This window comes from Bradyrhizobium sp. USDA 4353 (assembly GCF_054063215.1).
Genome location: NZ_JBSSGB010000001.1, coordinates 6283434 through 6301167, shown reverse-complemented (window position 1 = coordinate 6301167; position 17734 = coordinate 6283434). Strand labels below are relative to the sequence as shown.

The following is a 17734-nucleotide window of genomic DNA, read 5'->3' as shown; positions in this document are numbered from 1 at the left end:
GCCGCGCAGCGACCTAGTCAAGGCGGCGGTCCGCTCTGAGGTCAGAGGGACGACATCTCAACGAAGCAGGCCATGTCGATCAGCAATTCCATCCGTGCCCAGATCCCGCCGATCCATCCCGAGGGCTATCCGTTCATCGGCGCCTTCGCCCTGGTCAGCCTGATCCTGTTCTGGATCTTTACGCCGCTCGGCTGGATCGGCACCTTGCTCACCGTCTGGTGCGCGCTGTTCTTCCGCGATCCGATCCGCGTCACCCCGCAGCGGGACGGGCTGGTGGTGTCGCCGGCCGACGGGCGCGTCTCGATGATCACCCGCGCGCTGCCGCCGGCCGAGCTCGGCCTCGGCGACAGGCCGCTGCTGCGCGTCTCGATCTTCATGAGCGTGTTTAACGTCCATGTGAACCGCAGCCCGGTGGCCGGCCGGATCGAGAAGATCTCCTACCGTCCCGGCGCCTTCCTCAATGCCGAGCTCGACAAGGCCAGCGAGGACAATGAGCGCAACTCGCTCGCGATCTCGACGCCGCACGGCAAGATCGGCGTGGTCCAGATCGCGGGCCTCGTGGCGCGCCGGATCGTGTCGTTCGTGCGCGAGGGGCAGACCTTGGGCGCAGGTGAGCGCTTCGGCCTGATCCGCTTCGGCTCGCGGCTCGACGTCTATTTTCCCGACGGCGTCGAGGTTCTGGTCTCCGAAGGGCAGACCGCCATCGCCGGCGAGACCATCCTGGCCGATTTCGACGTCACGGTGCCCGGCCTGAGCTTCCGGAGCCAGTGAACCGCCGCCCGGTCGGCGTGACTCATTAACGGGACCTTGGGCCGCGCCGCGGCACAAGGTTTGGACCATCCACTTTGCGGTGTGATCATGAGCTTCGACCCGACCTCTCCCGACCTGCGCCGTCGCCGCTTCCGCCCGATCCCGGTGCGGCTGCTGGTGCCGAACATGATCACCTTGCTGGCGATCTGCGCCGGCCTGACCGCGATCCGGCTGTCGACCGAAGGGCGGATGGAGCTTGCGGTCGGCGCCATCGTCTTCGCCGCCTTCCTCGACGGCATCGACGGCCGCATTGCGCGCATGATCAAGGGCCAGTCGAAGTTCGGCGCCGAGCTCGACAGCCTCGCCGACTTCGTCAATTTCGGTGTCGCGCCCGGTCTCATCCTGTATTTCTGGCAGCTGCACGAGCTGCGCGACGGTGGCTGGATCGCCGCGATGATGTACGCCATCAGCGGCGGGCTGCGGCTGGCGCGCTTCAATGCCAGCATCGACGATCCCAACAAGCCGCCCTTTGCTGCCAATTTCTTCACCGGCGTGCCGGCGCCGCTCGGCGCCATCACCGTGCTGCTGCCGGTCTATCTCGCCTTCCTCGACCTGCCGAAGCCGCCGGCCCTGGTGACGGCGCTCTACACGCTCTTGATCGCCTTCCTGATGGTGTCGCGGCTGCCGGTGTTCTCCGGCAAGACGACGCGGATGCGGGTGTCGCCGGAGCTCGTGCTGCCGGTGTTCGCCGCCGTGGTGTTCTTCGTTGCGCTGATCGTGGTCTATCCCTGGCATATCCTGTCGGCGGTCTCGATCCTCTACATGGTGAGCCTGCCGTTCGGCTGGCGGCTGTACCGCCAGCAGGCGTCGCGGCATGCCGCGACGCTGGCCGGGACTGCGGCAGCCCCGCAGTCGCCGTCATCCCCGGCGCCGGCATTTGCGCCCGCCGCGGCATCCGATCAGGAGCAACGGCCGCAGGAGCGGCTGCACTGAGCGCAGGGCGGCAACCGCCGCCCGCAGCTTTGCCGCGTGGGGAGCCTCGTTTATACCGGATGCAAGGACGGCGATGACATCCGTCCGCATCATCCGGAGAAAACGCCCGTGACAAGTCCCGCCGTCGCTCCCGCCGTCCTCGAGGCGCTCGCGCGCTATGACACGCCGACCATCTGCAACGCGATGGAGATCGTGGCGCCTGAGCGCCGCCTGATCGGCTACACGACCAAGCCGCTGGTCTGCCCGTTTCCCGACCTGCCGCCGATGGTCGGCTATGCGCGCACCGCGACGATCCGCTCCGTGGTCAAGTCCGGCTTGCCGGCCGAGGAGCAGGCGAGGCGCCGCACCGATTATTACGAATATGTCGGCACCGGCCATGGACCGAGCATCGTCGTGATCCAGGACATCGACGGCCCCGATATCGGCTATGGCGCGTTCTGGGGTGAGGTGCAGAGCAATGTGCACAAGGCGCTCGGCTGTCTTGGCGTCATCACCGACGGCTCCATCCGCGACATCCCGCAATGGGCTGATGGTTTCCAGGCGCTGGCCGGCTCGATCGGCCCGTCGCATGCCTGGGTGCATGCCGAGAGCTTCGGCGGCGAGGTCCGGGTCGCCGGCATGACCGTGCGCTCCGACGACCTGATCCATTCGGACCGTCACGGCGCGATCGTGATCCCCGCCGACATCGCCGCCCGGCTGCCTGAAGCTGCCGAGCTGTGCGGCCGCCGCGAGACGCCGATCCTGGAGATCGCCCGCTCTGCCGATTTCTCGCTCGAGAAGCTCAAGGCCGCGCTGGCGCGCTCGGCTGAGATTCACTGAGCGCTTCTGATCGAGAGCGCTCCTGATGAGCCGCGCCGTAAGGGCGGATGCGGCTCATCAGCTTAGCATTGTTGCGACCGGGTTGTTGCGACCGGGGCGCGGCAAGTCCTGCGACGATCTCATCCGGATCATTACGGGGGCGCTGCGAACGTGGTGACTGATTACCCGTAATTGCGCCGGACGGGCCGAAGGTTAAGCAGCTCTCGCTCGTTGAGAAGATTTTATCCATCAAGCTTTACCTGATGGCTAGCCTGTCCAGATAGGCATGTCGCTCGAGGACGAGAGACATGCGCAGGCTGATATCCAAATCGATGCCGTTGTTCGGCCAGCTCGACCGGGCGGTCGACACAATCGTGCGGCTGATCGGGCATTTCGGCAGCGCCGTGATCGGCCTGTCGGCGATCGCGCTGGTATGGGCCGGCATCTTCTACACGATCACGGAGGAGCATGCGCGGACCGAGCAGTCGGCGCTGAAGAACGGCTCCAATCTCGCGCGCACCTTCGAGGAGCAGATCATCCGCTCGATCCGCGCCGCGGATCAGACGCTGCTCTATGTCCGCGATTCCTATGCCAAGGACCCGCAGAACTTCGACATGTCGCTGTGGGCGAAGAACAGCCAGTTTCTGTCGGACTTCTCGTTCCAGGTGGTCGTGATCGGCAAGGACGGCATCATGCTGTCTAGCAATATCGATCCGAAGATGCGCGGCCTCGACCTGCGCGACCGCGAGCATTTCCGCATCCATGCCGACGGCCAGGATGACTTTCTCTTCATCAGCAAGCCGATCTTCGGCCGCGTCTCCAACAAATGGTCGATCCAGCTGACCCGTCGGATCATCATGCCGGACGGCTCGTTCGGCGGCGTGGTGGTGGTCTCGCTCGATCCCGAATATCTGTCGAGCTTCTACAATTCGGTCGATCTCGGCAAGAAGGGCAATGTCACGCTGGTCGGCCTCGACGGCATCGTGCGCGCGCGCGCCTCCGCCGGTCCCGCCGGCGTCGGCTCCTCGCTCGCCGGCAGCCCGGTGATGCTGGCCGTCCAGCAAAAGAGCAGCGGCTCTTACAACGCAAAGAGCCTGATCGACGGCATTGACCGCATCTATACGTTTCAGCGCATCAAGGGGCAGCCGCTGGTGGTCATCGTCGGTCAGGCCTCCGACGAGATCTTCGCCGCGTTCAAGCTCAACCGCGATCGCGATCTCCTGGTCGGCGCGCTGCTGACGGTGATCATCGGCATCATCACCATCCTGATCGCACGCTACCAGGCGGGCCTCGCCGCCTCGCGCGACGCCGCCGAGGCCGGCACGCGGGCGCGCTCGGAATTCCTGGCCATGATGAGCCACGAGATCCGCACCCCGATGAACGGCGTCATCGGCCTCGCCGACCTGCTGCTGTCTGCAGATCTCGCGCCCGAGCAGCGCAAGATCGCCACCACCTTGCGCGAGTCCGCCGACTATCTGCTGCAGCTCCTCAACGACGTCCTCGACTTCTCCAAGCTCGACGCCGACCGGCTCGAGATCGAGCACATCGAGTTCGACCTGCACCGGTCGGTGACGGCGACCGCCGAGCTGCTGGTGTCGCGCGCCAAGGAGAAGGGCCTGCAACTGACGACGTCGATTGCGCCGGAGGTGCCGAACTACGTGGTCGGCGATCCCGCGCGGCTGCGCCAGGTGCTGTTCAATCTCGTCGGCAATGCGCTCAAGTTCACCGAAGCCGGCAGCGTGCATATCGACGTGCGGGCGGAGAACCTGGCCGGCCCGAACCTGACGCTGGTGTTCTCGGTCGCCGATACCGGCGTCGGGATTCCGGCGGAGGCCGTCGGCCGGCTGTTCAAGCAGTTCTCGCAGGTCGACAACTCGATCTCGCGCCGCTTCGGCGGCACCGGCCTCGGGCTTGCGATCTGCAAGCGCCTCGTCACCTGCATGGGCGGCGACATCAAGGTGCAGAGCAAGGTCGGTGAGGGCAGCACCTTCACCTTCTCGATCGAGGTCCAGCCGCAGCCGCATCCCGAGGTCGAGCAGGTCAGCGCACCGGAAGCCACGATCGTCCCGGTCGGCGAGACGCCGGCGGAGGAGCGTCCGCCCAGCGTCGAGCCGCTCAAGATCCTCGTCGCCGAGGACAATCTCACCAATCAGTTCGTGATCAAGAAGCTGCTCGACAAGCTCGGCCATGGCTACGACCTCGTCGAGAACGGCACCCAGGCGGTCGCCGCCGTGCAGAAGCAGGGCTACGACCTGATCTTGATGGACATGATGATGCCCGAGATGGACGGGCTGACGGCGACGCGGATGATCCGCTCGCTGCCGCCGCCCGCCCAGGACATCTACATCATCGCTCTGACGGCCAACGCCACCAGCCAGGATCATCTGGCGTGCACGGATGCCGGCATGAACGACTTCGTGACCAAGCCGGTCACGCGCGATCGACTGAACGCCGCTCTGCTTCGCGCCGCGGCTGCCACACACAAGGAAAGGCTTGTCGCATGACCGACCTGGTGCAATTCGATGAATCCGTCTACCAGATCCTGATCTCGGAGCTCGGCGAGGAGGATGCGCTGGAGGTGCTCCGGACCTTCCTGGACGATACGTCGGGCAAGTTCGGCAAGCTCGCGGCCAAGTTCGAGGATCGCATGGAGCTGAAGCGCGAGGCGCATTCCATCAAGAGCTCGTCGGCCACGTTTGGCTTCGCGGCGCTGTCGCGGCTGTCGCGCGAGCTCGAGCTAGGCTCGGCGACAATGGAGCCGGCGCAGATGCTGGAGATGGTCAACAAGATGCAGCAATCGTTCGAGCAGGCGGTCCGCTTCGCCGAGACGAACCTGCTCAAGTCCGGCGCGGCCGCGGCTTGAGACCGGCCTGCGTGCGCAGATGCGCGTGCGCTCGCTGCATTCTGTTTACGTCTCATTATGACTACCAAATTCAGTAACCCGTCCTTAATGGCGCGCATCTAGTGTTGGTTGCGCGTGGGGCAGGGTCGCCGCGCCCGTCCAGGACGGCCGGTTGTTTGCGTATGCGGGTGGAGTAAGCTCATGGATATCATGACGGGCGCAGGGCTCGTGGTCGGCGTGATCGTCATCGCCGTCATGATGCTGCTGGGCGGTGATTTCGGCATGTTCGTCAGCGATCACGCCGCGATCATCATCTTCGGTGGATCGACCGCAGCCACCATGATCCGCTTCCCGCTCGGTGCCATCGCCCACGGCGTGCCGCTCGGCATGAAGTTCGTGTTCACGATGAGCCGGCTGTCGGCCCGTGAGCTCGTCGACGAGCTCGCCCGCATCGCCGAGATCGCCCGCAAGCAGGGCCCGGTCGGCCTCGAAAAGGTCGAGACCGACGAGCCGTTCCTGGCCAAGGGCATCCGCTACGTGGCCGACGGCTACGACCTCGAATTCATCCGCGACAATCTCGAGCGCGACCGCGACAATTTCCTGATGCATCTCGACGAGGGCAGCAAGATCTATCGCGCCGTCGGCGACTGCGCTCCGGCCTTCGGCATGATCGGCACGCTCATCGGCATGGTGCAGATGTTCGCCAACATGACCGACCCGTCCAAGCTCGGCCCGTTCATGGCGACCGCGCTGCTGGCGACGCTCTACGGCGCGCTCGTCGCGAACCTGATCTGTCTGCCGATCGCCGACAAGCTGCACGGCAAGCTGCTCGACGAGGAAACCAACCGCACCCTGATCATCGACGGCATCCTGATGATCCGCGACTCCAAGAGCCCGGCTCTGGTGCGCGAGATGCTGCTGGCCTACCTGCCGGAGAAGCACCGCCATGCCGAGGGCGAGCCGGTGCCGGCCTGATCGGCTGGCGGCAGGGGATCAGGGGCGGACTTGAAAGATGGCCAAGAAGAAACGCGGCGATGCGCATGGCGGCGGTCACGGCTGGTTCGTGACCTTCGCCGATCTGATGGGGCTATTGCTCGCCTTCTTCGTCATGCTGGTCGCGTTCTCGACCATGGACAACAACAAGCTGAAGGTCGTCGCCGGCTCGATGCGCGATGCGTTCGGCATGCAGACCGAGTCGCGCTACTCCGGCATCGTCGAATCCGACGGCCTGCCGACCCGGCCGAAGCTCAAGAACGCCGCACATATTTCACCGGAAGAGACGGCGCGCGATCCGAGCCCGGAGCAGGAGGAGCGGCAGCACACCAACGGCGCCAAGCTGAAGACCGACCGGCAGTTCGCGCTGGCCTCCGCCTCGCTGCGTCAGGCGCTGCAGGACATGCCGGAGATGACCGAGATCTCCAAGCACATCATGTTCGAGGAGACCAAGCAGGGGCTCAACCTCGAGATCGTCGATCAGGATGGCCGCTCGATGTTTGCGGACGGCTCGAAGGTGCCCTATGACCGCACGCGCCGGCTGATCGAGAAGCTCGCCGCGCCGCTCAAGGCGACGCCGCTGCGCGTCCAGATCACGGGGCATACGGCCGCAGGCTTCGTGCCGGCCCGCAGCGACTATGGCGGGTTCGACCTGTCGGCGGATCGCGCCAACGCGGTGCGCCAGATCCTGGAGCGGGAAGGGCTGCCGCCGAGCCACATCTATGCGGTCTCCGGCAAGGCGGACACCCAGCCGCTGTTCCCCGATGACCCGTCGCTGGCCGCCAATCGCCGCGTGACGATCACCCTGATGCGGGAAGACCCGCCATTGCCGCCCGACCTCAAGCCCTAAGCCGCACCGCCTCCGGCCGCCTCATATTGCCGCACAGTCGTTGCGAAGCGCATTCAACGGCGCCGGCAACCCCTTGATTTGCGGGCGGCCGACCCGACATCCGCTGCTGCAAACCTTTCGCCGCCGGGAACATCCTGCGAGACATACTGCGGCGCGGCACGAGAGATCTGTGCAAGTCCGTTCGCCGAGAGGTCGGGAACCAAGGTCTGCTATGGTAGAGACTTGACCTGAGACCGGTCAGCGTTCACCCGCGCCGGGTCAAACGGGAAGATGCGTTCCAAGCGACATGACGGCCACGGCTACATCGACCGACGGACAGGACACTGCGACCACCTCGGGCTTCTGGGGGCTGACGCTCGGCAGCATCGGCGTCGTGTTCGGCGATATCGGGACCTCGCCCCTTTACGCCTTCCGCGAGGCTGCGCATGGCGCCGCACATGGCGAGCCGGTGTCGCGCATGATCGTGCTCGGCGTGCTCTCGCTGATCCTGTGGTCGCTGTTCATCGTGGTCACGGCCAAATACGTGCTGCTGCTGCTGCGCGCCGACAACAATGGCGAGGGCGGAACCCTGTCGCTGATGGCGCTGGGCCAGCGCGCGCTCGGCCGGCACAGCATGTTCCTGATGGCCCTCGGCGTGATCGGAGCCTCGATGTTCATCGGCGATTCGATGATCACGCCGGCGATCTCGGTGCTGTCGGCGGTCGAAGGACTCAAGCTCGCCGCGCCGGCGCTCGAGCACTATGTCGTGCCGCTCACCGTGATCATCCTGGTCGTGCTGTTCGCGGTGCAGAGCAAGGGGACGGCGCGGGTGGCCTCCGCCTTCGGTCCCGTCATGGTCACGTGGTTCGCATGCCTTGCGGTGATGGGCATCGTCCACATCAGTGACGATCCGTCCGTGCTCGCCGCGATCAACCCTTATTATGCGGTCCACTTCCTGCTCTCGCACGGCACCGTCGGTCTGGTGACGCTCGGCGCGGTCTTCCTCGCGGTCACCGGCGGCGAGGCGCTCTATGCCGATCTCGGCCATTTCGGCCGCAAGCCGATCCAGTCGGCGTGGCTGTTCTTCGTGCTGCCGGCGCTGCTGATCAATTATTTCGGGCAGGGCGCGCTGGTGCTGTCCGACCCGAGCGCGCTCGAGAACTCCTTCTATCGCATGGTGCCTGAGATCCTGCTGCTGCCGCTCGTGGTGCTCGCCACCGCGGCGACCGTGATCGCAAGCCAGGCTGTCATCACCGGCGCCTATTCGCTGGTGAGCCAGGCGGTGCAACTCGGCCTCTTGCCGCGTTTCGAGGTGCGCTACACCTCGGAGAGCCATGCCGGCCAGATCTATCTGCCGCGCGTCAACCGGCTGTTGCTGATCGGCGTGATGCTGCTGGTCCTGCTGTTTCGGACGTCGAGCAATCTCGCCTCCGCCTACGGCATCGCCGTTTCGACCACCATGGTCGCCGACGGCATCATGGGCTTCGTCGTGATCTGGAAGCTGTGGAACCTGCGCGCCGCAGTCGCTGCGGCGGTGATCGCGCCCTTCGTGATCGTCGACATGAGCTTCTTCGCCGCCAATCTGTTGAAGCTGTTGGAGGGCGCCTGGGTGCCGCTGCTGTTCGGCGCGGCCATGGTGGTGACGATCTGGACCTGGCGGCGCGGCTCGGCAATCCTGATGCTCAAGACCCGCAAGATCGAGGTGCCGCTCGACGATCTCGTCTCCAGCCTGGAGAAGCGGCCGCCGCATATCGTCAAGGGGACGGCGGTGTTCCTGACCAGCGATCCGACCTCGGTGCCGACCGCGCTGCTGCACAATCTCAAGCACAACAAGGTGCTGCACGAGCACAACGTCATTCTGACCATCGAGACCGCGCAGACGCCGCGAGTCGACGTGGCGGAGCGGGTGCGGATGGAGAAGATCAGCGAGAAGTTCTCAAAGGTCCGGCTGCGCTTCGGCTTCATGGAATCGCCCAACGTGCCGCGCGCGCTCGCCGTGGCCCGCAAGCTCGGCTGGCAGTTCGACATCATGTCGACGTCGTTCTTCGTCTCGCGCCGCTCGCTCAAGCCGTCGTCGCAGTCGGGCATGCCGGCCTGGCAGGATCATCTTTTCATCGGGCTGAGCCGGTCGGCCAATGACGCGACGGATTACTTCCAGATTCCGACGGGTCGGGTGGTGGAAGTAGGTACCCAGGTAACAATCTGAGAGGCCTCGACGGCCCCGAATCGGTTAAGATATGTTAATTCGATCTGCTGATATGCAATATCTGCAGGTCATAGCCGAAACGCTACAGCTATAAGCCGCGCGCTCTGCCATCTTGTGCAGTGAAGCATTCAACCAGTCCTCGAGGGGGCTACCCCATGACAGCCGACATCGCAGCCACGCCCGCGGAAACGCCGGCGACCAACGGGCATGGCGATGCCCACTCCACGGCCAGCTTCACTGCGCTGACATTGGGGAGCATCGGCGTCGTCTATGGCGACATCGGCACCAGCCCGCTCTATGCGCTGCGCGAGGCCGTGATGGCCGCCAGCAGCGGCGGCGAGGCGGCGCCTCACGCCGTCATGGGCGTGGTCTCGCTGATCCTGTGGGCGCTGATCGTCGTCGTCACCCTCAAATACGTCGTGATCCTGCTGCGCGCCGACAACCACGGCGAGGGCGGCACGCTGGCCCTCATGGCCCTGGCCCAGCGCGGCGTGACCCGCGGCGCCAGCGTCATCGTCCTGCTCGGCATCATCTCCGGCGCGCTGTTCTACGGCGATGCGGTGATCACGCCGGCCTTGTCCGTCTTGTCGGCGATCGAAGGCATCAAGCTGGTGACGGCGGCGTTCGACCCCTATGTGGTGCCGCTGACGATCGTCATCCTGGTCATGCTGTTCGCCGTCCAGGTGCGCGGCACGGCCAAGGTCGCGGCCTTCTTCGGCCCGATCATGCTGATCTGGTTCCTGGTGATCGGGGTCGCTGCGTTTCCGCCGATCCTGCGCCATCCCGAGGTGCTGTGGGCGATCAATCCGCTCAATGCCGTGACCTTCATGCTGCATCACGGCATCATCGGCTTCATCACGCTCGGCGCCGTGTTCCTGGCGGTGACGGGTGCCGAGGCGCTCTATGCCGACCTCGGCCATTTCGGCAAGCGGCCGATCCAGACCGCCTGGCTGTTCGTCGTGCTGCCGTCGCTTGCGCTGAACTATCTGGGGCAGGGCGCCCTGGTCATCGGCGACGCCAAGGCGATCGAGAACCCGTTCTTCCTGATGTTTCCGGATTGGGCGCTGATCCCGATGGTGGCGCTGGCGACCGTCGCGACCGTGATCGCGAGCCAGGCCGTGATCACCGGAGCGTATTCGCTGACCCGGCAGGCGATCCAGCTCGGCCTGTTGCCGCGCTTCGAGATCCGCCACACCTCGGAAGCGCATTCCGGCCAGATCTACATCCCGCGCATCAACAAGCTGCTGCTGGTCTCGGTGGTGCTGCTGGTGCTGCTGTTCAAATCCTCCAGCGCGCTGGCCTCCGCCTACGGCATCTCTGTCACCGGCACGATGGTGGTGACGGCGATGATGGGCTTCGTCGTGATCTGGAAGGTCTGGCGCTGGTCGCCGATCGCAGCCGGCGCGCTGATCGCGCCGTTCCTGTTCCTCGACCTGACCTTCCTGTCGGCGAACCTCCTGAAGGTGCTCGAAGGCGGCTGGGTGCCGCTGGCGCTCGGCGGCTTCGTGATGACCTTGATGTATACGTGGCGGCGCGGCAGCCGGCTATTGTTCGACAAGTCGCGCAAGCTGGAATTCCCGCTCGCCGATCTCGTCACGATGCTGGAGAAGCGGCCGCCGCAGCGGGTGGCCGGCACGGCCGTCTTCCTGACATCAGATCCGCTGAGCGCGCCGACCGCGCTGATGCACAGCCTCAAGCACTACAAGGTGCTGCACGAGAAGAACGTGATCCTCACGATCGAGACCGCGCCGACCCCGCGCATCGACCCTGCCGAGCGCGTGCGGCTGGAGCAGATCAGCCCGACCTTCTCGAAGGTGACGCTCCGCTTCGGCTTCATGGAATCGCCGAACGTGCCGAAGGCGCTGGCGATCGCGCGCAAGCTCGGCTGGCAGTTCGACATCATGTCGACCTCGTTCTTCCTGTCGCGCCGTGCGCTGAAGCCTGCGGCGCATTCCGGCATGCCGCGCTGGCAGGATCACCTGTTCATCACCATGAGCCGCTCGGCCAACGACGCCACCGACTATTTCCAGATCCCGAGCGGCCGCGTGGTCGAGGTCGGAACGCAGGTCACGATCTGAGGGGCAGGGCCTCCGACGGGTCGCCGAAGCGCTTGATTTTCCCGGCGTCCGGGGCGAGTTTGGCGCCGGTTCGGGGCCCTGTCCGGCTCCGCTGAAGGCTTGAAGGTTGAAGGCTTGGAGGATGGGCGTGGCTGTTGTGCACGATTTGACCCCGCAGGACGTGGCCAAGGGAATCGCCGAGGGGCGAATTCTTCTGGTCGACGTCCGCGAGCCGAACGAAGTTGCTGCGGAAGCCTACCCCGACGGCATTGTTGTTCCCCTGTCGGCCTTCGACCCGAAGCTGATCCCGGACCCCCAAGGCAAGGACGTCGTGTTCGCCTGCCGCTCCGGCAAGCGCTCGGTGACGGCCTCGCTAGCCGCGCAATCCGCAGGGCTGCCGTATGACAAGCACCTGCAGGGCGGGATGCTCGGCTGGAAGGCGGCCGGCCTGCCGATCAAGACCGGCGGCTGACACGGCATCATGATCTCGCAGAACAAGGTCTTCGCCGATCTGCCCGTCACCATCTTCGAGCAGATGTCGCAGCTCGCGCGTGACAACAACGCCATCAATCTGGGGCAGGGTTTTCCCGACGATCCCGGCCCGGAGGACATCCGCCGCGCCGCCGCCGATGCCGTCCTGAACGGCTACAATCAGTATCCGTCGATGATGGGCCTGCCGGAGCTGCGCCAGGCGATCGCGGCACACTACAAGCACTGGCACAGGCTCGATCTCGATCCAATGAGCGAGGTGATGGTCACCTCCGGCGGCACCGAGGCGCTGACCTCGGCGATCCTGTCGGTGGTCGAGCCCGGCGACGAGGTGATCTGCTTTCAACCCGTCTATGATTCCTATCTGCCGATCATCCGTCAGGCTGGCGGCATCCCGAAGCTGCTGCGGCTGGAGCCGCCGTACTGGCGGCTATCGGAGGAGATGCTGCGCTCGGCGTTCTCGCCGAAGACCAAGGCGGTGCTGTTCAACAATCCGCTGAACCCGGCCGCCGTGGTCTATCCGCGCGAGGACCTAGAGCTGCTAGCGCGCTTCTGCCAGGAGTTCGATGCGGTCGCGATCTGCGACGAGGTCTGGGAGCACGTGGTGTTCGACGGCCGCGAGCACATCCCGCTGATCACCATCCCCGGCATGCGCGACCGCACCATCAAGGTCGGCTCCGCGGGTAAGATCTTCTCGCTGACAGGGTGGAAGATCGGCTTCGTCTGCGCCGCGCCGCAGCTTTTGCGCGTCGCCGCTAAGGTGCATCAGTTCCTGACCTTCACGACCGCGCCGAACCTGCAGATGGCCGTGGCCTACGGCCTCGGCAAGTCCGACGACTATTTCGTCAGCATGCGCGCGGAGCTGTCGCGCAGCCGCGACCGCCTCACGGCCGGACTCGAACGCCTCGGCTTTCCCGTGCTGAAGGCGCAGGGGACGTACTTCCTGACCGTCGACCTGTCGCCGCTCGGCCTCAACGAGACCGACGAGCAGTTCTGCCGGCGCATCGTCCACGACTACAAGGTGGCCGCGATTCCGGTGTCGGCGTTCTACGAGAAGGATGCGGTGACCTCGGTCGTGCGGTTCTGCTTCGCCAAGAAGGACGCGACGCTCGACACGGCGCTGGAGCGCCTGTCCGACGCTATCCACCGACGCTAGGAGACGGACATCATGACGTGCGGCCGCATTCGTATCGTGTTGGCTCTGGCCGCGCTGACGCTTTCGGTCGCGGCCGCCCGCGCTGACGAGCGCGTCGTGAACTTCTACAATTGGTCGAATTACATGGCGCCCGGTGTCCTCGAGGACTTCACCAAGGAGACGGGCATCAAGGTCGTCTACGACACCTTCGACGCCAACGAGACCTTGGAGACGCGGTTGCTCGCCGGCAAGTCGGGCTACGATGTCGTGGTGCCGACCGCGTATTTCCTGCAGCGCCAGATCAAGGCCAGGATCTTCCAGCCGCTCGACAAGTCCAAGCTGCCGAACCTCGCCAATGCCTGGCCGGTCGTGACCGAGCGCCTCGCGATCTACGATCCCGGCAACCAGTTCGCCGCCAACTACATGTGGGGCACGACCGGGATCGGCTACAACGTCAAGGCCATCGAGAAGATCTTAGGCCCGGGCGCGCGGATCGACAGCTGGGACATGGTGTTCAAGCCGGAGAACCTCGCCAAGTTCAAGGATTGCGGCGTCCACATGCTGGACTCCGCCGACGACATCTTCCCAGCGGCACTGAACTATCTCGGCCTCGATCCGAACTCGACGAAGCAGGCGGACCTCGAGAAGGCCGCCGAGGTGGTCGGCAAGGTCGCATCCTCCGTGCGCAAATTTCACTCGTCCGAATATCTGAGCGCGCTCGCCACCGGCGAGATCTGCCTCGTCGTCGGCTGGTCCGGCGACATCATGCAGGCCCGCAGCCGTGCCGAGGAGGCGAAGAACGGCATCGAGATCGGCTACGCGATCCCGAAGGAGGGCGCGCAGATGTTCTTCGACAATTTTGCCATTCCCGCCGATGCCCAGCACGTCCCCGAGGCGTATGCGCTGATCAACTATCTCTATCGTCCGGAGATCGCGGCCAAAAACTCGGACTTCCTGTCCTACGCCAACGGCAATCTGGCGAGCCAGAAGCTGATCGACCCGAAGATTCTCGGCGATAAGAATATCTATCCGGATGAGGCGACCCTGAAGAAGCTGTTCGTGATCACCGCTCGCGAGCCGGCGACGCAGCGCCTGATCAACCGGCTCTGGACGAAGGTGAAGACGGGGCGCTGAACGCAAGTTGGCCTTGGCGCAGAAATGACGTAGTATTGGTCAAGCGCAGAGGCTTTGATCATGTCCGAGCACCCACGTATCGCTCTTTCTCCCGACGTGCTGTCTGGCAAGCCGGTCGTTCGTGGTACGCGTCTTTCGGTTGAGTTCCTGATCGGCTTGATGGCCGACGGGTGGGGAGAGGCGGACATTCTCGCCAATTATCCCGGCCTCTCCCACGATGACGTCATCGCATGTCTCGCATATGCACGAGACATTGTGGGGACCGAGAGGGTCTTTCCGAGCGCAGCCTGAAGATGCGCTTTCTGGCCAACGAAAACTTTCCTGCTGCAGCGGTAAGAGCAATTGAGGCTGCAGGACATGATATTGCCTGGGTGAGCCTCATCTCGCCTGGAGCGACCGACAGGAGCGTACTGTCGCAGGCCATTCTGGAAGAGCGGATACTTCTGACCTTCGACAAGGATTTCGGCGAACTGGCAAGAAGCGCCTCGCTGCCCCTCGCTTGCGGCGTGATTCTGCTGCGTATCCCTATGCCGCCGCCGCAAGATGCCGGCAAGCGCATTGCCGATTTGATTCTTTCGCGGGACGACTGGGCGGGCCACTTCTCGGTCATCGAGCCTGGTCGCGTTCGCATGCGACCGCTTGCAAACTGACGAAGCTTGCGCCCACATTGGCCTTAAGTGCCGGAAGCAAGAGGATCGCTCGCGATCGAGCGATCCTTGTTCAACCTGCCTCACGCCAGCCGGTGCATCGCACAGAGCTTGTTGCCGTCGAGATCGCGCAAGTACGCGAGATACAGCTTGCCGGTCGAGCCCTGGCGAACGCCGGGCGGATCCTCGCAGGTGGTGCCGCCGGCTTCGAGGCCCGCCGCATGCCAGGCGTCGACTTGTTCGGTCGAACTGCAGGCATAGCCGATGGTGCCGCCATTGGCCGGCGTAGCGGGCTGGCCGTTGATCGGCTTGGAGACCGAGAAAACGCCGGTCGGAGTGATGTAGAAGATGCGGTGGCCGTCGACCTTGGCCGGGCGCACGCCGACCGTGCCGAGCAGCTTGTCGTAGAAGGCCTTGGCCTTGTCGAGGTCGTTGGTGCCGATCATGATGTGCGAAAACATCAGCGCTTATCCTCCCTTGAGATTCCGAGCAGCGTGTCGGATAGGGCGCCAAGGTAGCGAGCGTCGCTACGTGAGGTAAGAGTTTTCTTCCGATCGCCTGTTGACGGAAGGCGATGCTATAGGACGCCTTCCTTGCAGTGGAATTTGACCGCGCGAAGCGATTACCGCCAGCGGCGGTGCAGCCAGAGCCACTGCTCCGGATATTCGCGCACCCAGCCTTCGACGACGTTGGTGACCGCCTGCGTCATGCCCTGGATGTCGATCTGTCCATTCGCATCGCGCACCGGCTTCACTTCCTCGGACAATTCGGCGCGGAAGCGGTTGCCGGGCAGGCGGATGATGCGCACGCCGTGCACGGGGCATTCGACCTGGCGGAGCAGGCGCGCGAGCATCGGGTTGGCGCGGGTCTTGCGGCCGAAGAACGTCACCTCGACGCCGCCGGTCAGGTACTGATCGACCAGCATCGCGACGTGCTGGCCGTTCTTCAGCGCCTGGCCCAGCCGCAGCGGCGCGTCGCGCCCGGCCGGGATCAGCGTGCCCATCTTCACCTGGCGCATCTCCTGGATGATGCGGTCGGCGGCGGCGATGTTGGGGCGGCGATAGAGGATCGCGGTGTCGAGCTTATGGGCGACCGCGGCGAGCGCCGGCATCTCCCAATTGGCGAGATGGCTCGCGAAGATCAGCGCCGGCTTGCCGTCGAGGCGGAGCTGGTGGAACAGCTCATGCGTCCGCGGCGTCAGCTCGATGCGGCTGCGCTCGGGATGCTCCTCATCATAGTCCCAGATCTTGTCGAGATGGGCGAACTCGGCGCCGACGCGGCCGAGATTGTCCCAGACGCCCGCAAGAATCCGCTCGATCTCCTCGGGCGATTTCTCCGGGAAGGCCTGAGTGAGATTATCGCGGCCGATCCGCTGCTCGCGCAAGCGCGGGCCGATCCACTGCGCGATGCGCGCGAAGCGGTCGGCCGTCTTCTGCGGATCGAAATAGCGTGTGGTCTTGAGCATGCCGACCGTCATCGCGCCGACGGCCGAGGACCCGAGCGACTTCACCTTCTGGCGGAGGACGAGCTTGGTCCGGAGGGGAATGAGACTCATCGATGCGACAGGCGGATCAGGCCGGTTCGCGGGTCAGGATCAGCGAGGCGTTCTGGCCGCCAAAGCCGAACGAGTTCGACATGACGGCGGTGACGCGCGCCTCGCGGGCCTTGTTGCCGACGACGTCGAACAGGATCGCGGGATCCGGAATGTCGTAATTGATGGTCGGCGGGATCAGCTGATGCTCGAGCGTGAGCAGCGAGATGATCGCCTCGACCGCGCCAGCCGCCGAGATGGTGTGGCCGACCATCGACTTGTTGGACGACACCGGAATCTTGCCGGTGTGCTCGCCGAACACGGCGGAGACGCCGACATATTCCATCTTGTCGTTCTCGGGCGTCGCGGTGCCGTGGGCGTTGATGTGGTCGATCTGCTCCGGCGCCATGCCGGCATCGGCCAGCGCCTTGCGGATGCAGCCGATGATCGGCTTGCCGTCCGGCGAGGAGCGGGTGCGGTGGAACGAGTCGGTCAGCTCGCCGCAGCCGGCGACGACGCCGAGGATCTTCGCGCCACGCGCGACGGCCGCATCATAGCTCTCCAGCACCAGCGCGCCGGCGCCCTCGGCCATGACAAAACCGTCGCGGTTCTTGGAGAACGGCTTGGAGGCGGCCTGCGGCGGATCGTTCTGCGTCGAGAGCGCCGACAGCAGCGAGAAGCGCACCAGGCCTTCCGGATTCACCGAGCCTTCGGTGGCCGCGCACAGCGCGACGTCGGTCTCGCCGCGGCGGATGGCCTCGACGCCGAGCTGGATCGCGGTCGCGCCCGAGGCGCAGGCGGTCGACAGCGAGATCGGCGAGCCCTTGGTGCCGAACGTATCGGACAGCGAATCCGCCACTGAGCCGAACAGGAAGCGGTGGTGATAGTTGACGAACTTGCCGCCGCCGCACACCTTCAGGAGGTCGTCATAGGTGAACTGCGTGCCGCCGACCTCATGCGCGAGCTCGAGCCGCTGCGGCCACTCGATCTCGACCGGGGCAACCGCGAGAAAAAGCGGGCCCGGGAAGTCGCCCTTGGAGCCGATGCCGGCCTGGGCAATGGCTTCCTCGACAGCCATATGGCCGAGCCGCTCGGAGAGGCCGGTGGAGGTGAATGGCGCCACCGGCACGAAGTCGACCGTGCCGGCCATCGTCGTCTTCAACCCGTCGATCGGGAAGCGCGTGATGGTGCGGATGCCGGACTCGCCGGCCACCAGCTTGGTCCAATTGTCGGACTTGCCCGCACCCAGCGAGGTGACGATGCCCATGCCCGTCACGACCACGACGGGGCGTCCAAACTTGTCGCGTACACTCATGATGTCCCCCGTCGC

At 65.1% G+C, this 17734-nt stretch carries 17 protein-coding genes; 14 read left to right on the top strand and 3 right to left on the bottom strand.

Features of this window, described 5'->3' with window-relative positions; translation table 11 throughout:
• The first annotated feature begins 54 nt into the window (after positions 1 to 54).
• The 14 genes from ACVILH_RS28640 (at position 55) to ACVILH_RS28575 (ending at position 14876) form a co-directional block, all read left to right on the top strand.
• Positions 55 to 771, top strand: coding sequence for a phosphatidylserine decarboxylase (locus tag ACVILH_RS28640; RefSeq protein WP_283806885.1), 717 nt, complete (start codon positions 55 to 57; stop codon positions 769 to 771).
• Positions 772 to 858: 87 nt separating this feature from the next.
• On the top strand, positions 859 to 1743 hold the full coding sequence (locus ACVILH_RS28635) for a CDP-alcohol phosphatidyltransferase family protein (RefSeq protein WP_456715875.1): 885 nt from the start codon (positions 859 to 861) through the stop codon (positions 1741 to 1743).
• Positions 1744 to 1851: 108 nt separating this feature from the next.
• Entirely contained in the window at positions 1852 to 2562 is a 711-nt protein-coding gene (locus ACVILH_RS28630; protein ID WP_456715874.1) for an RraA family protein, read from the top strand.
• A 287-nt stretch (positions 2563 to 2849) separates the two neighbouring features.
• The gene (locus tag ACVILH_RS28625; protein ID WP_456715873.1) at positions 2850 to 5045 is read left to right on the top strand and encodes an ATP-binding protein; all 2196 of its coding nucleotides are present in this window, start codon (positions 2850 to 2852) and stop codon (positions 5043 to 5045) included.
• Positions 5042 to 5404 carry an Hpt domain-containing protein gene (locus tag ACVILH_RS28620; RefSeq protein ID WP_456715872.1) on the top strand — a complete coding sequence of 121 codons (363 nt, stop codon included), beginning with the start codon at positions 5042 to 5044 and terminating at the stop codon, positions 5402 to 5404. The genes ACVILH_RS28625 and ACVILH_RS28620 overlap by 4 nt, the downstream gene beginning before the upstream one ends.
• A 180-nt stretch (positions 5405 to 5584) precedes the next feature.
• Entirely contained in the window at positions 5585 to 6358 is a 774-nt protein-coding gene (locus ACVILH_RS28615; RefSeq protein WP_009028798.1) for a motility protein A, read from the top strand.
• A gap of 37 nt (positions 6359 to 6395) precedes the next feature.
• The gene (locus ACVILH_RS28610) at positions 6396 to 7226 is read left to right on the top strand and encodes a flagellar motor protein MotB (RefSeq protein WP_456715871.1); all 831 of its coding nucleotides are present in this window, start codon (positions 6396 to 6398) and stop codon (positions 7224 to 7226) included.
• Between the two features lie 286 nt (positions 7227 to 7512).
• Positions 7513 to 9411, top strand: coding sequence for a potassium transporter Kup (locus ACVILH_RS28605; protein WP_456715870.1), 1899 nt, complete (start codon positions 7513 to 7515; stop codon positions 9409 to 9411).
• Positions 9412 to 9566: 155 nt separating this feature from the next.
• The gene (locus tag ACVILH_RS28600; RefSeq protein WP_456715869.1) at positions 9567 to 11489 is read left to right on the top strand and encodes a potassium transporter Kup; all 1923 of its coding nucleotides are present in this window, start codon (positions 9567 to 9569) and stop codon (positions 11487 to 11489) included.
• A 121-nt stretch (positions 11490 to 11610) separates the two neighbouring features.
• Positions 11611 to 11940, top strand: coding sequence for a rhodanese-like domain-containing protein (locus tag ACVILH_RS28595; RefSeq protein WP_456715868.1), 330 nt, complete (start codon positions 11611 to 11613; stop codon positions 11938 to 11940).
• A 9-nt stretch (positions 11941 to 11949) separates the two neighbouring features.
• Positions 11950 to 13113, top strand: coding sequence for an aminotransferase (locus tag ACVILH_RS28590; RefSeq protein ID WP_456715867.1), 1164 nt, complete (start codon positions 11950 to 11952; stop codon positions 13111 to 13113).
• Between the two features lie 12 nt (positions 13114 to 13125).
• The gene (locus ACVILH_RS28585) at positions 13126 to 14226 is read left to right on the top strand and encodes a polyamine ABC transporter substrate-binding protein (protein WP_456715866.1); all 1101 of its coding nucleotides are present in this window, start codon (positions 13126 to 13128) and stop codon (positions 14224 to 14226) included.
• A 60-nt stretch (positions 14227 to 14286) separates the two neighbouring features.
• Positions 14287 to 14517: a DUF433 domain-containing protein gene (locus tag ACVILH_RS28580; protein ID WP_006609137.1), complete on the top strand. Its 231-nt coding sequence runs from the start codon at positions 14287 to 14289 to the stop codon at positions 14515 to 14517.
• A gap of 2 nt (positions 14518 to 14519) precedes the next feature.
• Positions 14520 to 14876, top strand: coding sequence for a DUF5615 family PIN-like protein (locus ACVILH_RS28575; RefSeq protein WP_456715865.1), 357 nt, complete (start codon positions 14520 to 14522; stop codon positions 14874 to 14876).
• An 80-nt stretch (positions 14877 to 14956) separates the two neighbouring features.
• Here the strand turns inward: ACVILH_RS28575 and ACVILH_RS28570 are convergent, their stop codons facing one another.
• The 3 genes from ACVILH_RS28570 to ACVILH_RS28560 form a co-directional block, all read right to left on the bottom strand.
• The gene (locus ACVILH_RS28570; RefSeq protein ID WP_456715864.1) at positions 14957 to 15334 is read right to left on the bottom strand and encodes a VOC family protein; all 378 of its coding nucleotides are present in this window, start codon (positions 15332 to 15334) and stop codon (positions 14957 to 14959) included.
• Between the two features lie 161 nt (positions 15335 to 15495).
• Entirely contained in the window at positions 15496 to 16428 is a 933-nt protein-coding gene (locus ACVILH_RS28565) for a lipid A biosynthesis lauroyl acyltransferase (RefSeq protein ID WP_456715863.1), read from the bottom strand.
• A 16-nt stretch (positions 16429 to 16444) separates the two neighbouring features.
• Positions 16445 to 17719, bottom strand: coding sequence for a beta-ketoacyl-ACP synthase (locus ACVILH_RS28560; protein WP_434857619.1), 1275 nt, complete (start codon positions 17717 to 17719; stop codon positions 16445 to 16447).
• Positions 17720 to 17734: the final 15 nt, after the last annotated feature.